Raw genomic sequence first — 16740 nt, 5'->3', positions numbered from 1 at the left:
GCTCCGAGGGGAGAAGGGAGCCGCCGCGCGAAGGAAGCGCTGATCCGGGCGCCGCCTACAGCCGCGCCACGTTCCGCTCGTACACCAGGCGCAGCCCGATGAGCGTCAGCCAGGGCTCGTGCTCGTCGATCACGGAGGACTCGCCCAACACCATCGGAGCAAGGCCGCCCGTCGCGATGACCGTGACGTCGTCCGGGTCCGCCGCCAGCTCCCGCTTCATCCGGCTCACGACCCCGTCGACCTGGCCGGCGAAACCGTAGATGATGCCCGACTGCATGGCCTCGACGGTGTTCTTGCCGATCACGCTGCGCGGCCGGGCCAGCTCGATCTTGCGCAGTTGCGCGCCCCGGACGCCCAGCGCCTCGACGGAGATCTCGATGCCGGGGGCGATGACGCCGCCGGTGTACTCGCCCCGGGCCGAGACCGCGTCGAAGGTGGTGGCCGTGCCGAAGTCGACGACGATCGCCGGACCGCCGTACAGCTCGGCGGCGGCGGCCGCGTTGATGATGCGGTCGGTGCCGACCTCCTTCGGGTTGTCCATCAGGATCGGCACCCCGGTCTTGATGCCCGGCTCGACGAGCACGGCGGGGACGTCGCCGTAGTAGCGGCGGGTCACCTCGCGCAGCTCGTGCAGGACGGCCGGGACCGTGGAGCAGATCGCGATGCCCTCGATGCCGTCGCCCAGCTCCATGCCGAGCAGCGGGTGCATGCCCATCAGCCCCTGGAGCAGCACGGCCAGCTCGTCGGCGGTGCGGCGGGAGTCGGTGGAGATGCGCCAGTGCTCGACGATCTCCTCGCCGTCGAAGAGGCCGAGGACGGTGTGGGTGTTGCCGACGTCGATGGTGAGCAGCATCAGACGCCGTCCCCGTCGGTGTCGCGGAAGTCCAGGCCGATGTCGAGGATCGGCGAGGAGTGGGTCAGCGCGCCCACGGCCAGGTAGTCGACCCCGGCCTCCGCGTAGGCGCGGGCGGTGTCCAGCGAGAGCCGGCCCGAGGACTCCAGGACCGCGCGGCCGCCGACGAGCGCGACGGCCTCGGCGGTGCGCTCCGGGGTGAAGTTGTCCAGCAGGATCAGGTCGGCGCCCGCCTCCAGCACCTCGGCGACCTGCTCCATCGTGTCGACCTCGACCTCGATGGGCACGTCCGGGAACTCCTCGCGGACCCGCTTGAACGCCTCGGCGACCCCGCCGGCCGCGATCACGTGGTTGTCCTTGACCAGCGCGGCGTCCGACAGCGACATCCGGTGGTTGACCCCGCCGCCGCACCGCACCGCGTACTTCTCCAGGGCGCGCAGCCCCGGCGTCGTCTTGCGGGTGTCCCGGACCTCGGCCTTCGTGCCCTCCAGCACATCGGCCCAGGCGCGGGTGGCGGTCGCGATGCCGGAGAGCCGGCACAGCAGGTTGAGCGCGCTGCGCTCGCCGGTCAGCAGGTCGCGGGTCCGGGTGGTCACGGTCAGCAGCTTCTGGCCGGGGACGACGCGGTCGCCGTCCTCGACGTGCCGCTCGACCTCGAACGCGTCGGTGCAGACGATCGACAGCACGGCCTCGGCGACCCGCAGTCCGGCCACCACGCCCGCCTCGCGGGCGGTGAAGTCCCCGGTGGCCACGGCGTCCTCCGCGACGGTGGCCACGGTCGTGACGTCCACCCCGCCGTCCAGGTCCTCCTCGATGGCGACGTGCGCGACGTCCTCGACGGTGACCGGGTCCAGGCCCGCCTCGGCCAGCAGTTGGGCCAGCGCGGGGTCGAGCCCGCACTCCAGGGCGTCCGGCCCGTATCCGTCCTCCCCGCCGCAGCCGCAGGCGTCCCCGCAGCCGCCCGCGTCGGGGGCGGGCGCGCCGACCCGGATCAGCGGGACGTCCACGGGAGTGGGGCGCGGATTCTCTTCGGGGGTGCTCACGGTCACGGCTCCTCGGGAGTGGGGTGGGTGGTGCTCGTTGCTGCGCAGTCTGCTGCCCCGGACGCGCGTACGGGTCCGAACGCCTCGGTATCCGTCCGACGGACGACGAGGCCGCGGTCCGGGGCGATCCGCACGACGAGGTGGCGGCGCCAGCCGGCGTCGTCGCGCTCGGGCCGGTCCTCGCGCCAGTGGCAGCCCCGGGTCTCCTCGCGGCGGCGGGCGGCGGCGACCAGGACCCGGGCGACCAGCAGGAGGTTGGTGGCCTCCCAGGCCTCGACGCCGGGCTCGGCCGTCTTCGCGCTCTCGGCGCCGGCCCGCTCCACGGCGCCCCGGTGCAGTTCCTCCAGCCCGGCCGCGGCGGCGGCCAGGCTCTCCGCGGACCGCAGGACGCCCGCGCCGCGGGTCATGGTGCGCTGGATCGCGAGCCGCGTCTCGGGGGACAGCAGCGGTACGGTCGCGGCGTCGCCGAGCACGGCCTCGCCCGCGCGGGGGCGCGTCGTCGCGATGTCCGCCGCGATGCGCTCGGCGAAGACGAGCCCTTCGAGGAGCGAGTTGGACGCCAGCCGGTTCGCCCCGTGCACTCCGGTGCAGGCCGCCTCGCCGCAGGCGTACAGACCGGGCACGGTGGTCCGTCCGGCCAGATCGGTGCGGATGCCGCCGGAGGCGTGGTGCGCGGCCGGGGCGATCGGGATCGGCTCGGTGACCGGGTCGATGCCGTGGGAGCGGCAGACCGCCAGGATGGTCGGGAAGCGCTGCTCCCACATCTCGGCGCCGAAGTGGCGGGCGTCGAGGTACATGTGGTCGGCGTCCTGCTCCTGCATCCGGCGGGTGATGGCCTTGGCGACGATGTCGCGCGGGGCCAGCTCCGCCAGCTCGTGCTGTCCCACCATGAAGCGGATGCCGGAGGCGTCCACGAGATGGGCGCCCTCGCCCCGTACCGCCTCCGAGACCAGCGGCTGCTGGCCCTCGGAACCGGCGCCGAGGAAGAGCACGGTGGGGTGGAACTGGACGAACTCCAGGTCCGAGACCTCCGCGCCGGCCCGCAGCGCGAGCGCCACGCCGTCGCCGGTGGAGACCGCCGGATTGGTGGTGGCGGAGAAGACCTGGCCCATGCCGCCGGTGGCGAGGACCACGGCGGGGGCGTTGACCGCGCCGACGCCGTCGTGCTGGCCCTCCCCCATGACGTGCAGGGTGACGCCCGCCGTCCGGCCCTCGGCGTCGGTGAGCAGATCGAGCACCAGCGCGTTCTCGACGATGCGCAGGGCGGCCCCGCGCACCGCCTCGACCAGGGCGCGGGAGATCTCCGCGCCGGTCGCGTCGCCGCCCGCGTGGGCGATGCGGCGGCGGTGGTGGCCGCCCTCGCGGGTCAGCGCGATGTCGCCCTCGTCCGTGGTGTCGAAGTGGGCGCCGGTGTCGATGAGCCGGCGGACCGCGTCCGGGCCCTCGGTGACGAGCATCCGGACCGCCGCCTCGTCGCAGAGGCCGGCGCCGGCGACGAGCGTGTCGTCCAGGTGCTGTTCGGGCGTGTCCCCCTCGCCCAGCGCGGCCGCGATACCGCCCTGGGCCCAGCGGGTGGAGCCGTCGTCGAGACGGGCCTTGGTGACGACGACGGTGGCGAGGCCGGCCGCGGCGCAGCGCAGCGCGGTGGTGAGACCGGCCACGCCGGATCCGACGACCACGACATCGGCGTCGATGGCCCAGCCGGGGGCGGGGGCGGTCAGCCGTATACCGGTCACGTGGGGGCTCCGAAGGTCAGCGGGATGTTGTCGATGAGGCGGGTGGCACCCACCCGGGCGGCGACGGCCAGGACGGCGTCGCCCGCCGTGCGGTCGTCGGGGATCTCGGTGAAGTCCGCCGGATCCACCAGCGCCACGTAGTCCAGGTCCAGCGGGGGCGAGGCTGCGGACGCCTCCTCCAGGACCGCGCGGGCCGCCGCGCGCACGGCGGCGGGGCCGTCGTCCGGCAGGGCGCGGGCGACGGCCTGGGCGTCGGCGGCCAGCCGGGCCTCGCCCAGCCGGTTCAGCCCGGCGGCCCGGTCCTGTGTCGCCCCGGTCGCGCGGGCGCGGGCGTGCAGCGCCTGCTGGGCGGCCAGCCGGTCGCGGGCCGCGAACAGGGCGCGGGAGAGCGCCAGCGCGGTGCGGCGCTCGTGCGGGTCGAGGAAGCGGTTGCGGCTGGAGAGGGCGAGGCCGTCGGCCTCCCGGGCGGTCTCCACGCCCACGATCTCCACCGGGAAGTTCAGATCCCGCACCATGCGGCGGATCAGCGCCAGCTGCTGGGCGTCCTTCTGCCCGAAGAGGGCCACGTCGGGGCGGGTGAGGTGGAGCAGCTTGGCGACGACGGTGAGCATCCCGTCGAAGTGACCGGGGCGGGACGCCCCTTCCAGGCGCTCGCCCATCGGGCCCGCGGAGATGCGGACCTGGGGCTCGCCGCCCGGATAGACCTCGTCGGCGGAGGGCGCGAAGACGGCGTCGGCGCCGGCTTCCCCGGCCACCGCCAGATCGGCGTCCAGGGTGCGCGGGTAGCGCTCCAGGTCGGCGGCCTCGCCGAACTGGAGCGGATTGACGAAGACGGTGACGACGACCTGGCCGGCGTCCTTCACCAGGGCGCGGGCGGTGCGGATCAGGGAGGCGTGGCCCTCGTGCAGGGCGCCCATCGTCATCACGACGGCACGGTCCGCGCGGGCGGCGCCCGTGCCCGCCGCGGACGGAGCCGGGCCGAACGCCTCCAGCTCGGCGGCGGTGCGCAGCAGGGCGGCGGGTGCGGTCATCGGAACTCCTCCGGCGGTCATCGGGACTCCTCCGGTCCGGTGCCCGAGCCGTCGGCCAGGACCCCGAGCAGGTCCTCGGCCAGCTCCGGCTTGAGCATGCCGTGGGCGAGCGCGCGGTCGGCGGTGGCGCGGGCCATCGCGAGATAGCCGGCCACGGTGCCGGGGGCGTGGTGGCGCAGCTCGCCGATGTGCGCGGCGACGGTGCCGGCGTCGCCGCGGGCGACCGGGCCGGTCAGCGCGGCGTCGCCGGAGCGCAGCGCGTTGTCGAGGGCGGCGCCGAGCAGGGGGCCGAGCATCCGGTCGGGGGCCGAGACCCCGGCCGTGCGCAGCAGCTCCATCGACTGGGCGACCAGGGTGACCAGGTGGTTCGCGCCGAGCGCGAGGGCCGCGTGGTAGAGCGGGCGGGCCTCCTCGTCGATCCACTCGGGCTCGCCGCCCATCTCGATGACCAGGGCCTCGGCGGCCAGCCGCAGCTGTTCGGGGGCCGTGACGCCGAAGGAGCAGCCGGCCAGCCGCTGGACGTCCACCGAGGTGCCGGTGAACGTCATGGCGGGGTGCAGCGCGAGCGGCAGGGCACCGGCCCTGAGCGCGGGGTCGAGCACGCGCGTCCCGTACCGGCCCGAGGTGTGGACGAGGAGCTGGCCCGGACGGACCGCGCCGGTCTCGGCGAGACCCTCGACGAGCCCCGGCAGGGCGTCGTCGGGGACCGTCAGCAGGACCAGCTCGGCACGGGCGAGTACCTCGGCGGGCGGCACCAGGGGCACGTCGGGGAGCAGGGCCGCGGCGCGGCGCACGGAGGCGTCGGAGACTCCCGACACGGCGACGGGGCGGTGCCCGGCGAGCGCCAGGGACGCGGCGAGCGCGGGGCCGACCCGGCCCGCCCCCACCACACCGACGGTGAGCCGGGCGGGGCGGTCCCTGGCCTCCAGAGGATCCTTCGGGGCTGTTGCGTTCACGCGGGGGGTGACCTTCCGTTCCAGTCCGCGGGGGGTACCGGACGATTTATCTGCATGCTACGCCAGCGTTTCGTCCGGACATCCGACTGTCCACAGGCTGTGGGAAACTCCGCACCGCCGCCCGCCGCGCCCCGGATATCCCGTGGGCCGGAGCCCCTGGTCTGCGTGATGATCGTCCCATGGCAGACATCAACGAGCAGGTGCGCGGAGCGGCGGCGCACGACGGACCCGAGGACACCGGGCAGGGGGAGACCGGCGGGGCGGACCGGGGCCCGGAGGACGCCGCGCGGCTGCGCCGGCTCGCCGCCTGGCGGGGATCGGCGCGGGCCCTGTGGCGGGCACCGATGGACCGCACGCTCGGCGAGCAGCTGGCCGAGCTGGCCGCGCTGGCCGCCGCGGAGGAACCGGCCGCCGACCTCGACGGGCCGGTGGACATCTACGGCGACGGGATCGTCGCCGTACTGGAGCGGCGCGTCGCCGAGGTGCTGGGCACGGAGGCGGCCGCGTACTTCCCGACCGGCACGATGGCGCAGCAGATCGCGCTGCGGTGCTGGGCGGGACGCACCGGCAGCCCGACCGTGGCGCTGCATCCGCTCGCCCATCCCGAGGTGCACGAGCGCGGCGCGCTGACGACGGTGAGCGGGCTGCGCACCGTCCATCCGACGAACGAGCCGCGGCTGCCCACGGCCGAGGAGATCCGCGGCTTCGACGAGCCGTTCGGCACCCTGATGCTGGAGCTGCCGCTGCGGGACGCGGGATTCGTCCTGCCCACCTGGGAGGAGCTGGAGGCCGTGGTCGCGGCGGCGCGGGAACGCGACGCGGTGGTCCACTTCGACGGGGCGCGGCTGTGGGAGTGCACCAGCCGCTTCGGCCGGGAGCTGCCGGAGATCACGGCGCTCGCGGACAGTGTGTACGTCTCGTTCTACAAGACCCTCGGCGGGATCTCCGGGGCCGCGCTCGCCGGTTCCGCCTCGTTCGTCGAGGAGGCCCGCGCCTGGCGGCACCGGTACGGCGGGCAGATCTTCCAGCAGTTCCCCGCCGCGCTCTCCGCGCTGGGCGGCCTGGACCGGGAGCTGCCGGCGCTGCCGTCGTACGTGGCGCACGCGCGGACGGTGGCCGGGGCGCTGGCCGAGGGCTTCGCGGAGGCCGGGACCGGATGGTTCCGGGTGCATCCCGAGGAGCCGCACACCCATCAGTTCCAGGTGTGGCTGCCGTACGGGGCCGACGCGCTGACGGAGGCCTCGGTGCGGCTGGCGGAGGAGACGGACGTCACGCTCTTCCGCCGGTGGTTCGCGGCGGACGGCCCGCCCGGCGTCTCCTTCACCGAGGTCACGGTGGCGCGGGAGGCCCTGGAGTGGACGGCGGCCGACGTGAAGGCGGCACTGGCCGCGTTCCTGGAGCGGGTGAACCCCTAGAGCGTGTCCCCGGCCCCGATTGACGCCCGCCGTCAATCGGGGCCCGGACCGCCCCGCGCACCCCGCACCATGGAGGGGTGAGCGTGACCATCGACATCGCCGGGCTCGACCCCGGACACGTCGTCTTCGAGACCTCCCCCCTCGCCGAGCTGGGGCTGGCCCTGCACGCCCTGTCCGAGCCGGGCCACCACCCCGGGGTGCACGGCTGGGCGACGGCCACCGCCTCGGCCCTGGAACCGGACCTGGCCGACCGGCTGCACGAGGCCGAGTTCCTGTGGCGGAACATCTTCTCGGACGTCTTCATGCCCTTCGCCGGGGTCCGCGGCGGGACCGGCCGGGCGGGCGCCGACCTGGCCGAGGACCTGGACATCCTGGACCGGCTGGACGACGAGCGGTTCGCCTCAGCCGCCCTGGAGTTCACCTGCACCTCGCTCTACGGGACCGGCGCGCCCTCGCCCCTGAGCGACGCCCGGATGCGGGCGCGGGCCCTGGACATGGCGGCGGCGCGCGGCCCGCGCCAGACCGAGTTCACCGAACGGCTGCTCGCCGACCCCGTCTCCGTACGCCACTGGCTCAGGCGGCTGTTCGAGGACTGCGACCAGGCGTTCTTCGCGGACACCTGGCGGCGGGTGCGGGTCCAGCTGGTGGCCGACGCCCGGCACAAGACGGATCTGCTGCGCCGCAGGGGGCTGGCCGAGGCGGTGGGCGCGGTGTCGGCGGCCCTCTCCGTGGACGAGGACGGCAAGCGGATCAGCGTCGACAAGATGACCAGCGGTTCGACCGACGCGACCGACCCGGCCGCCGGCCCCGGACTGACGCTCATCCCGACCAGTTTCGGCTGGCCGCATCTGACGGTGCTGCACGCCCCCGGCTGGCGCCCGGTCATCCACTACCCGGTGCACCGGCCGGAGCTGCCCTCGCCCGGTTCGGTGGAACTGCTCCAGCTGCGCATGGAGGCGCTGGCCCACCCGATGCGGATGCGGCTCTGCCGCAACATCGCCCGCTCCCCGTACACGACGGGCGAGCTGGCCGACTCCATCGGCATCACCGCCCCCGAGGTCTCCCGCCATCTCGCGGTGCTCAAGAAGGCCGGTCTGGTCACGACGCGGCGGCGCGGCCGCTACGTCCTGCACCAGCTGGACCTGACCCTGGTGGCCCGGCTCGGCAGCGACTTCCTGGAGGGCATCCTGCGCTGAGCCGCGGCCTCCGGTCAGCCGAGGCGGATGTGGCGCAGGCCCGTCCAGGTCCGGCGCAGCCGGCCCCGCAGCCGGCCGTCGGTGTTCGGCAGCAGCGACAGCCCGGCCGACGCGGCGATCCGGTCGGCGACCTGGGGAACGGTCAGCCGGTCGGTACAAATGTGCTCGGCGAACTCCGGGGCGCGCAGCCGCTCCAGGCAGTGGTCCAGCCTCTCCACGGCGAAGCTCTCGTGCTTCAGGCCCCGGCCCAGACCGCGTTCGCGCAGCCGCCCCAGCACGGTGGCCCGGTCGGCGAGCAGCGAGAAGTGGTGGACCGTGTGCCCGTCCTCGCGCAGCCGCCCGACGATCTCCGCGAAGTAGCCGGGCTCGACCAGGGTCATCGGGGCGATGACCGTGCCGTCGTGCCCGCGCAGGGTGAGGTCGAGGACCTCGCGCACCCCCTGCCGCCAGGCGGCCAGGTCCTGGAAGTCGCCGCGCAGGGCGCGCGGCATCGTGCGGTGCAGCCCGAAGCCGACGTGTTCCGGATCGCAGACCACGCTGCCGGGCAGCCGCCGCTCCAGCTCGTACGCGGTCATCGTCTTGCCCCCGCCGAACGGGCCGTTGATCCAGACCAGCGCGGCCACGGCTCAGCCCGCCCCGCCGCCGGCCCGCACGAGACCCGTCTCGTAGGCGAGGACCACCACCTGCACCCGGTCGCGCAGGCCGAGCTTGGTCAGGATGCGGCCGACGTGCGTCTTCACGGTCGCCTCCGAGAGCACCAGTCGGCCGGCGATCTCGCCGTTCGACAGGCCCTGGGCGACCAGCAGCATCACCTCGCGCTCGCGCTCGGTGAGCTTGGCGACGTCCTTGTGCTCCGGTTCGGCCCGGCCGCTGGGCAGCATCGGGGAGAAGCGGTCGAGCAGCCGGCGGGTGGTGGACGGGGCGACGACGGCGTCCCCGCTGTGCACCGAGCGGATCGCGCCGAGCAGTTCGCCCGGCGGGACGTCCTTGAGCATGAAGCCGCTGGCCCCGGCCTTCAGCCCGGAGAACGCGTACTCGTCGAGGTCGAACGTCGTCAGGATGAGCACCTTCGGCGCGTCCGGCCGCGCGCAGATGCGGGCCGTCGCCTCCACCCCGTCCAGCCGCGGCATGCGCACGTCCATCAGGACCACGTCGACGGCGGTGGAGCGGAGGATCTCGATCGCCTCCGCGCCGTCGCCGGCCTCGGCGACGACCTCCATGTCCGGCTGGGCGGCCAGCACCATCCGGAAGCCGGTGCGCAGCAGCGCCTGGTCGTCGACGAGCATCACGCGGATCGCCATCGGTCACGGTCTCCTGTTCGGTACGGATCGGTCGGGGCGGGAGTCCCGGGCGCGGACTATCCCGCGGTCTTGAGGGGCAGCAGCGCGCTGATCCGGAAGCCGCCGCCCGGTCTCGGTCCGGCGTCCAGCGTGCCGCCGACCATGCCGACGCGTTCCCGCATGCCGATCATGCCGTGGCCGGCGCCGTCCGCACCGCCGTCCTCGTACAGCTCGTGGGCGGCGCCGCGCCCGTCGTCCTCCACCAGCAGGCCGAGTCCGTCGTCGAAGTAGACCAGCCGCACGCTGGCCCCGGCGTTCGGACCGCCGTGCTTGCGCGTGTTGGTCAGGGCCTCCTGGACGATGCGGTACGCGGTCAGCTCGACGCCGCTGGGCAGCGGGCGCGGGGTGCCCTCGACCCGGAAGTCGACGGCCAGCCCGGCGGTCCTGACCTGCTCGATCAGCACCTCGATCTGCTCGACGTCGGGCTGCGGCACGTACTCCCCGCTCTCCGGGCCGTCCCCGGTGCGCAGCACCCCGAGCAGCCGCCGCATCTCCGCGAGGGCCTGCCGGCCGGTGCCGGAGATCGTCTCCAGCGCCTGCCGCGCCTGGTCGGGGGCGGCATCCAGCACATAGGCGGCGCCGTCGGCCTGCACCACCATCACGGAGACGTTGTGCGCGACGACGTCGTGCAGTTCACGGGCGATCCGGGCCCGCTCGGCCGCGACCGCCACCTTCGACTGCGCCTCGCGCTCCCGCTCCAGCCGGGCCGCCCGCTCCTCCAGCTGGTCGAAGTAGGCGCGCCGGGTCCGCATCGAGTCGCCGAGCACCCAGGCCAGCACGAAGGGCACCGTCATCACGACGACGAGGAACACGGTCTGCGCCCAGCTGCGGTGCGGGTCCGTGCCCTCCGGCCAGCGCAGCTGGGCGAGCGAGGCCGCGCAGAGCGAGCAGACGAGGGCGAGCCGGGAGGCCCAGCGCTCACCGACGGTGGCGACCGTGAAGGTGATCACGAGCATCGCGAAGTTCGCCACGGTCGGCCGGACCCCGGAGAGCAGTTGCAGCAGTCCCATGGCGATGGCGAGCAGCAGCATCTTCTCGGGGGCGCGGCGGCGCAGCGCGACGACGACGCAGAGGCCGACGACCACCGGGACCATGGCGACGCGCTCCCACCGGCCGCCGTCGCCGACATCGCCCACCACGATCGTCATGCCGGAGAGCCCGAGGAGGACGACCGCCCAGAAGCAGTCGACGCCCGTCGGGTGTCTGCGGATGAAATCGTAGAAGCGCTGCACGTAACCCAGAGTAGGGAAGGCCGGGGGGTGGGTGGGTCAGCCCGAGGGCCGATCCGGGTCCGGAGACCGTACTCCCCAAGGTGGAGACTGGGAAACGTGACGGACGAGTGGCGTGGGTGGCAGGAGGCGGCCGAGGCCGCGCTCTACGGGGACGAGGGGTTCTACCGGAGACCGGAGGGGCCCGCGGGGCATTTCCGTACGTCGGTGCACGCCTCCCCGCTGTTCGCCGCCGCCGTCGCCCGGCTGCTGGTCGCGACGGCCGGGGAGCTGGGCGCCCGCGAGGTGGATCTGGTGGATGTGGGCGCGGGCCGGGGCGAGTTGCTCACCGGTGTCCTCGCGGCCCTGCCGGCCGAGGGCGGCGGAGAGCTGACGGTACGGGCGTACGCCGTGGAACGCGCCGCCCGCCCGCCGGGCCTGGACCCCCGGGTGGAGTGGTGCGCCGAGCCGCCCCGGGGAACGCGCGGGCTGCTGTTCGCCAACGAGTGGCTGGACAACGTGCCGGTGTCGGTCGCCGAGACGGACCCGGACGGTGTCGTGCGGTACGTGGAGGTGCGGACGGCCGACGGCGCGGAGCGGCTGGGCGCACCGGTGACCGGGGCGGACGCGGCGTGGCTGGAGCGCTGGTGGCCGCCGGCCGGGCCGGGCTGCCGGGCGGAGATCGGCCGGCCGCGCGACACCGCGTGGGCGGCGGCCGTGGACACGCTCTCCGCCGGGCTCGCGGTGGCCGTGGACTACGCGCACCGGCGCGAGGAGCGGCCGGTGTTCGGCACGCTGACCGGCTTCCGGGAGGGGCGGGAGGTGCGGCCGGTACCGGACGGCGGCTGCGATCTGACCTCCCATGTGGCGCTGGACGCCTGCGCGGCGGCGGGCGGGGACGGCGCGGTCCTGCGCACCCAGCGCGAGGCCCTGGCCGCCCTCGGCGTCGACGGGCGGCGCCCGCCGCTGTCGCTGGCCTCCACCGACCCCGCCGGCTACGTCAGCGCGCTGGCCGCGGCGGGTGAGGCGGCCGAGCTGACGGCCCGGGGCGGGCTGGGGGATTTCGGCTGGCTGTCCCAGCGGAAGTAGGGGCTTCCCGGGATTGGGGTGCGGGCCCCGGGGGCGCGGCTCCGCGCGCGATACTGGGCCCATGACGGAGACGACGATCGGCATCGGCGGTGCGGCCGAAAGCACCGACATGGTGCTCAACATCGGCCCCCAGCACCCCTCCACGCACGGCGTGCTCCGGCTGCGCATCGTGCTGGACGGCGAGCGCGTCCAGCAGGCCGAACCGGTCGTGGGCTATATGCACCGGGGCGCGGAGAAGCTCTTCGAGGCCCGTGACTACCGGCAGATCATCATGCTCGCCAACCGCCACGACTGGCTGTCGGCGTTCTCCAACGAGCTGGGCGTCGTCATGGCCGTCGAGCGCATGCTCGGCATGGAGGTCCCCGAGCGCGCGGTGTGGACCCGCACCCTGCTCGCCGAGCTGAACCGGGTCCTCAACCATCTGATGTTCCTCGGTTCGTACCCGCTGGAACTGGGCGGGATCACCCCGGTGTTCCACGCCTTCCGGGAGCGCGAGGAGCTCCAGGCCGTGATGGAGGAGATCTCCGGCGGCCGGATGCACTACATGTTCAATCGGGTCGGCGGCCTCAAGGAGGACCTTCCGGCGGGCTGGACCGGCCGGGTCCGCGACGCCGTCGCCTCGGTCCGCTCCCGGATGGACGTCTACGACGGGCTGGTGCTCGGCAACGAGATCTTCCGGGGCCGCACCCGGGGGGTGGGCGTGCTGTCCGCCGACGCGGTGCACGCGTACGGGGTGTCCGGGCCGATCGCCCGCGCCTCCGGGGTCGACTTCGATCTGCGGCGCGACGAGCCGTACCTCGCGTACGGGGAGCTCCGGGACACCCTCAAGGTCGTCACCCGGACCGAGGGCGACTGCCTGGCCCGGTTCGAATGCCTGCTGGAGCAGACGCACAACGCCCTGGACCTGGCCGACGCCTGTCTGGACCGGATGGCGGACCTGGCCCCCGGCCCGGTCAACCAGCGGCTGCCCAAGGTCCTCAAGGCCCCGGAGGGCCACACCTACGCCTGGACGGAGAACCCGCTCGGCGTCAACGGCTACTACCTGGTCTCCAAGGGCGAGAAGACCCCGTACCGGCTGAAGCTGCGCTCCGCCTCGTTCAACAACATCCAGGCGCTCACCGAACTGCTGCCGGGGACGCTCGTCGCCGACATGGTGGCGATCCTCGGCTCGCTGTTCTTCGTCGTCGGCGACATCGACAAGTAGCCGGCCCCGCACCGACGACGGCCGCCGCCCGGAATCGGGCGGCGGCCGTCCTGCCGTGTGGGGTGCCGCCGTTACGAGATGGCGCTGCGCAGCTCCGCGACGTCCAGCTGCTCGGTCTCGTCGTGTGCGGTCAGGTCGATCACCTTGCCGACGGCCCGGTTCTCCGGCGTGCCGGTGCGGTGCGCGGCGAGCACCTCCTCGCCGACCACATCGGCCAGGTCCTCGTTCTGCACGGACTCGATGGCGGCGCGCGCCTTCTGCGTGCCGAAGAAGTCGAAGCCGCCCTGCGGCACCGGCTGGCGCCGGGCGGCCGACGGCGGGACGACCGCGCTGGCGGCCGGCACCGGACGCGGCGCGGGCAGCGCCTGCGAGGGCCGGGCGGGCGGCAGCGCGGCGGCGTCCCGGGCCGGGGGCAGGGCCTGGGAGGGGCGGGTCGGCAGCAGGGCCGGCTGCGGCTCGGCGGGCCGGCGCTCGGCGGGCAGCGGGGTGGACGCCTGCTGCCGGACCGCGGGCGCGGCGGGCTCCGGCGCACGGGTGTCGAGGACGCTGCGGCGGGCCTGCTCGGCGGCGCGGCGGGCTTCCTGGAGCGCCCGGTTGCGGCTCAGGTCCTCCAGCGCCTGGGCGGCGCGCAGATAGGCGCCGGGCGTGGGGGTGGAGCGGGCGGCGGGCAGCTCGCGGGGGGCCGTGGCGGCCTCCAGCGCGAGCCGGCGGCGGCTCTCCAGCACGCTGGCGCGCTCGGTCTCCGCGGTGGCGTACCGGCGCAGCAGCGCGGCGTGCTCGCCCCGCAGGCCGGCGAGCTCCACGCGCTTGCGGCGCAGCTTCGCCTCCAGCCGGGCGCGCAGCTCGCGGGACTCCTCCAGATCGGCCTCCAGCTCGGCCGCGCGCTCCTCGGCACGCCATTCGTCGCTCGCTCGGGCCCGCGTCAGCTCCGCGACGCGGCGGCCGGCCTCCTGGTCCCAGCTGCGCATCAGATACGCGCCGGTGACGGCGGCGGCCGCGGCGGCGGCGACCAGTCCCCGCAGGACCAGCGGCTCGGCGAGCAGCCAGGCTCCCGCGGCACAGAGCACCGCGACTCCGGCGACGGCCGAAGGCGGAAGGATTCTGTGCAGTGGGGGTGAATGGCGGTGGCGTCCACGTGGCATGGCGTGAAATTTACCGTGCGTCCGCGCGGATTGGGGCGCCGCCAGGCAATCTGTTCCCCGGCAGTTACCTGACGGCCCCTGAATCCCCGATTCCGGCCGCGCTACTTCTTGATCAGGCTCTTGGAACGCAGGTATTCCGCTGCCACGTCCGCGGGCTTGGCGCGCTCGGCGTCCACCTTGCGGTTCAGCCCGGCCAGATCCTCGGTGGTGAGCACCTGGGTGAGCCGGCCGAGGGCGTCGGCGATGTCCTGGGCGCCGGCGTCCTCGGCATTGACCACCGGCAGCACGTTGTCCGCGTTCTGGAGCTTCTTGTCGTCCTCCAGGAAGACCAGGCCGAAGCTGTCCAGCACGGCGTCGGTGGTGGTGGTCAGGACCAGCTGGTCCTTGCCGTCCTTGACCGCCTGCTTGGACTGCGGGGTGCCGACGCCCTTGGGGTCGATGCCGGCGACGTCGATGCCGTAGGTCTTCTTCAGTCCGGGGGCGCAGAAGGGCCGGACCTCGCACTCGTCGCCCGCGGCGATGCGCACCTTGATCTTGGAGGCGCCGAGATCGGAAAGGGTGGTCAGCTTGTTCTTCTCGGCGAATTCCCTGGTGACCGCGAAGGCGTTCTGGTCGACGGCCTTCCCCGCGGGAAGGACCTTCAGTCCGCGCGGGGCGGCGAGCTTCTCCAGCGCGGCGACCGTGGCGGCGGCGTCTCCGGAGGCGACCGGCTTCGCCGCGGCGGCCTTCGCCCCGTTCACCTTCGCGTTGAGGAATTCCGCGATCGTCGCCGCGTATTCGGGAACGACGTCGATCTCGCCCTTCTCCAGGGAGGGTTCGTAGAGTTCGCGGTTCTCCACCGTGGTGACCGAGGTGCTGTATCCGGCGTCGGCGAGGACGCCCGCGTACAGCTCGGCCAGGACCTTGGACTCGGTGAAGGCGGCGGCGCCCACGACGAGCGAGCCCTTCTTCTGCGAGCCCTTGTCCGGGGAGCCGCCCTTGTCCTTCTCCAGGCTGTCACCACCGCAGGCGGCGAGCGAGCCCGCGAGGGCGATGATGCCGATGACCGCGCCTGCGGTGCGCGAGATCCTGCTCATGGTGTTCTCCGTCCGGGGCCGCGGGGGCCGTAGATGACATGCGGAAACGGTGGGCGGGCGGGCCGGGGCTCATGCCGTCCGGCGGCGGCGCATCGGTGACAGCAGCCGGTCGGCGGCGAGCAGCACCGCCTCCACCAGCAGGGCCAGCACGGCGACGAGCAGGGCGCCCGCGACCACCTGCGGGGTGTTGTACGTGTTGAAGCCTGCGGTGATGATCCGGCCGAGGCCGCCCTGGCCGGCCATCGCGGCGATGGTCGCCGTGGCGACGACCTGGACGGCGGCGGAGCGCAGTCCGGTCATCACCATCGGGTACGCCAGGGGGAGTTCGACGCGGAGGAAGAGCTGTCCGCCGGACATGCCCATACCGCGCGCGGCCTCCGTCACCGAGCGGTCCACCTCCGTCATGCCGACGTAGGCGTTGGTCAGCAGCGGGGGCACGGCGAACAGCACCAGGGCGATCACCGTCGGCACGTATCCGGCGTTGCGCAGGGGCGAGACCATGAAGAGGGCGAGCACCGCGAAGACGGGGATCGCCCGTCCGATGTTGGAGAGGTTGACGGCGAGCGCGCCGCCCTTCCCCAGATGTCCCAGGAGGAACGCGACGGGCAGCGCGAGCGCGCACGACAGGACGAGCGCCACCCCGCTGACGTACAGGTGCTCCCCGAGCCGGTGGGCCACCCCGCTCTCCCCCGTCCAGTGGTCCCCGGTGGTGAGCCAGGTCCAGGCGTCCGCGAGCACTCCCATGGTCAGACCGCCTCCGCCGTGCGCCGGGCGCGGGGGCCGGCGGATATCCGCGTCCAGGGGGTGAGCAGCCGCTGCACGCCGAGCAGCAGCAGGTCGGCGACGACCGCGAGCAGCACGCAGAGCACGGAGGCGGCGAGCACCTGGGCCTTGAAGAAGCTCGGCAGGGCCTCGCTGATGAGATTGCCCAGCCCGCCGCGGCCGACGATCGAGCCGACGGTGGTCAGCGCGATCGTGGAGACCGTGGCGATGCGGACCCCGGCGATCAACGCGGGGAGCGCCAGCGGCAGTTCCACCTCCCACAGCAGCCGGACCGGCCCGTACCCCATCCCCCGGGCGGCGTCCTTCGCCTCCTGGGGGACGGCTTCGAGGCCCGCCAGCGTGTTGCGGACCAGGACGGTCAGCGAATACAGCACCAGGCCGGTGACGACCAGGGCGGCGGAGAGGCCGAACAGCGGCAGCAGCAGCGAGAACATGGCGAGCGAGGGAACGGTGTAGAGCACCGTCGTCAGCCCGAGCACCGGTCCGGCGAACCGCCGTCCGCGCCGGGCGAGCAGCGCCAGCGGAAACGCCACCGCCACACCGATCGCGACCGAGACCGCGGTGATCCAGATGTGCTGGACCGTGGCGTCGGTCAACTCCTGGCTGCGGGAACGGAGATACTCACCGCAGATCCAGTCGTTCGTCACCAGGCAGTTCTGTCCGGTCAT

At 74.1% G+C, this 16740-nt stretch carries 16 protein-coding genes; 4 read left to right on the top strand and 12 right to left on the bottom strand.

Annotation, left to right across the window (positions count from 1 at the left end; genetic code table 11):
- Positions 1 to 55: 55 nt before the first annotated feature.
- Genes ACFVDM_RS32300 through ACFVDM_RS32280 form a run of 5 tightly spaced genes read right to left on the bottom strand, consistent with a single transcriptional unit; the run spans position 56 to position 5619 of the window.
- Complete coding sequence (locus ACFVDM_RS32300; RefSeq protein ID WP_383648725.1) at positions 56 to 853, bottom strand: type III pantothenate kinase; 798 nt, start codon at positions 851 to 853, stop codon at positions 56 to 58.
- Entirely contained in the window at positions 853 to 1896 is a 1044-nt protein-coding gene (gene nadC, locus ACFVDM_RS32295) for a carboxylating nicotinate-nucleotide diphosphorylase (protein ID WP_383648722.1), read from the bottom strand. Before nadC ends, ACFVDM_RS32300 begins: the two co-directional genes overlap by 1 nt.
- Before the next feature lie 2 nt (positions 1897 to 1898).
- A complete protein-coding gene (locus tag ACFVDM_RS32290; protein WP_383648720.1) occupies positions 1899 to 3632 on the bottom strand; it encodes an L-aspartate oxidase in 1734 nt (577 codons plus the stop codon).
- Complete coding sequence (gene panC / locus ACFVDM_RS32285; protein ID WP_383648717.1) at positions 3629 to 4663, bottom strand: pantoate--beta-alanine ligase; 1035 nt, start codon at positions 4661 to 4663, stop codon at positions 3629 to 3631. The genes ACFVDM_RS32290 and panC overlap by 4 nt, the downstream gene beginning before the upstream one ends.
- A gap of 17 nt (positions 4664 to 4680) precedes the next feature.
- Positions 4681 to 5619, bottom strand: a complete 939-nt coding sequence (locus tag ACFVDM_RS32280; RefSeq protein ID WP_383648714.1) for a Rossmann-like and DUF2520 domain-containing protein — start codon at positions 5617 to 5619, stop codon at positions 4681 to 4683.
- 179 nt (positions 5620 to 5798) lie between these two features.
- On the opposite strand from ACFVDM_RS32280, the gene ACFVDM_RS32275 reads away from it, so the two are divergent.
- Positions 5799 to 7034 carry a threonine aldolase family protein gene (locus tag ACFVDM_RS32275; RefSeq protein WP_383648711.1) on the top strand — a complete coding sequence of 412 codons (1236 nt, stop codon included), beginning with the start codon at positions 5799 to 5801 and terminating at the stop codon, positions 7032 to 7034.
- A gap of 83 nt (positions 7035 to 7117) precedes the next feature.
- On the top strand, positions 7118 to 8230 hold the full coding sequence (locus ACFVDM_RS32270) for a DUF5937 family protein (RefSeq protein ID WP_383648708.1): 1113 nt from the start codon (positions 7118 to 7120) through the stop codon (positions 8228 to 8230).
- 14 nt (positions 8231 to 8244) lie between these two features.
- On the opposite strand, the gene ACFVDM_RS32265 is transcribed toward ACFVDM_RS32270, so the two are convergent.
- The 3 genes from ACFVDM_RS32265 to ACFVDM_RS32255 are packed head-to-tail and all read right to left on the bottom strand — an operon-like array spanning position 8245 to position 10802.
- Complete coding sequence (locus ACFVDM_RS32265) at positions 8245 to 8853, bottom strand: AAA family ATPase (protein ID WP_383648705.1); 609 nt, start codon at positions 8851 to 8853, stop codon at positions 8245 to 8247.
- 3 nt (positions 8854 to 8856) lie between these two features.
- Complete coding sequence (locus ACFVDM_RS32260; RefSeq protein WP_383648701.1) at positions 8857 to 9531, bottom strand: response regulator; 675 nt, start codon at positions 9529 to 9531, stop codon at positions 8857 to 8859.
- Positions 9532 to 9587: 56 nt separating this feature from the next.
- Positions 9588 to 10802, bottom strand: coding sequence for a sensor histidine kinase (locus ACFVDM_RS32255; protein WP_383648699.1), 1215 nt, complete (start codon positions 10800 to 10802; stop codon positions 9588 to 9590).
- A gap of 96 nt (positions 10803 to 10898) precedes the next feature.
- Between ACFVDM_RS32255 and ACFVDM_RS32250 the strand changes: the two genes are divergently transcribed.
- Both ACFVDM_RS32250 and ACFVDM_RS32245 read left to right on the top strand, forming a co-directional pair.
- Positions 10899 to 11867, top strand: a complete 969-nt coding sequence (locus tag ACFVDM_RS32250) for an SAM-dependent methyltransferase (protein WP_383648697.1) — start codon at positions 10899 to 10901, stop codon at positions 11865 to 11867.
- A gap of 61 nt (positions 11868 to 11928) precedes the next feature.
- Positions 11929 to 13071, top strand: a complete 1143-nt coding sequence (locus ACFVDM_RS32245) for an NADH-quinone oxidoreductase subunit D (RefSeq protein ID WP_383648695.1) — start codon at positions 11929 to 11931, stop codon at positions 13069 to 13071.
- 71 nt (positions 13072 to 13142) lie between these two features.
- On the opposite strand, the gene ACFVDM_RS32240 is transcribed toward ACFVDM_RS32245, so the two are convergent.
- The 4 genes from ACFVDM_RS32240 to ACFVDM_RS32225 form a co-directional block, all read right to left on the bottom strand.
- Positions 13143 to 14213: a hypothetical protein gene (locus tag ACFVDM_RS32240; RefSeq protein WP_383648693.1), complete on the bottom strand. Its 1071-nt coding sequence runs from the start codon at positions 14211 to 14213 to the stop codon at positions 13143 to 13145.
- Between the two features lie 101 nt (positions 14214 to 14314).
- Positions 14315 to 15289, bottom strand: coding sequence for an ABC transporter substrate-binding protein (locus ACFVDM_RS32235; RefSeq protein WP_383648691.1), 975 nt, complete (start codon positions 15287 to 15289; stop codon positions 14315 to 14317).
- A gap of 69 nt (positions 15290 to 15358) precedes the next feature.
- Complete coding sequence (locus ACFVDM_RS32230) at positions 15359 to 16033, bottom strand: ABC transporter permease (RefSeq protein WP_383648689.1); 675 nt, start codon at positions 16031 to 16033, stop codon at positions 15359 to 15361.
- A 2-nt stretch (positions 16034 to 16035) separates the two neighbouring features.
- A complete protein-coding gene (locus ACFVDM_RS32225; protein WP_383648687.1) occupies positions 16036 to 16740 on the bottom strand; it encodes an ABC transporter permease in 705 nt (234 codons plus the stop codon).

Origin of the sequence: Streptomyces sp. NPDC057682, from assembly GCF_042799575.1 — a bacterium.
In the GTDB taxonomy this organism is placed as follows: Bacteria; Actinomycetota; Actinomycetes; order Streptomycetales; family Streptomycetaceae; genus Streptomyces.
The sequence above is the reverse complement of the archived record's forward strand: the minus strand, read 5'-3'. Positions and strand labels throughout refer to the sequence as shown.

Excerpts from the sequence above, each read along its gene's own strand:
- ACFVDM_RS32245 (WP_383648695.1), top strand. The coding sequence starts at position 11,929 with ATGACGGAGACGACGATCGGCATCGGCGGTGCGGCCGAAAGCACCGAC.
- ACFVDM_RS32240 (WP_383648693.1), bottom strand. The coding sequence starts at position 14,213 with ATGCCACGTGGACGCCACCGCCATTCACCCCCACTGCACAGAATCCTT.
- ACFVDM_RS32235 (WP_383648691.1), bottom strand. The coding sequence starts at position 15,289 with ATGAGCAGGATCTCGCGCACCGCAGGCGCGGTCATCGGCATCATCGCC.
- ACFVDM_RS32300 (WP_383648725.1), bottom strand. The coding sequence starts at position 853 with ATGCTGCTCACCATCGACGTCGGCAACACCCACACCGTCCTCGGCCTC.
- ACFVDM_RS32260 (WP_383648701.1), bottom strand. The coding sequence starts at position 9,531 with ATGGCGATCCGCGTGATGCTCGTCGACGACCAGGCGCTGCTGCGCACC.
- ACFVDM_RS32275 (WP_383648711.1), top strand. The coding sequence starts at position 5,799 with ATGGCAGACATCAACGAGCAGGTGCGCGGAGCGGCGGCGCACGACGGA.
- ACFVDM_RS32230 (WP_383648689.1), bottom strand. The coding sequence starts at position 16,033 with ATGGGAGTGCTCGCGGACGCCTGGACCTGGCTCACCACCGGGGACCAC.
- panC (WP_383648717.1), bottom strand. The coding sequence starts at position 4,663 with ATGACCGCACCCGCCGCCCTGCTGCGCACCGCCGCCGAGCTGGAGGCG.
- ACFVDM_RS32225 (WP_383648687.1), bottom strand. The coding sequence starts at position 16,740 with ATGACCGGACAGAACTGCCTGGTGACGAACGACTGGATCTGCGGTGAG.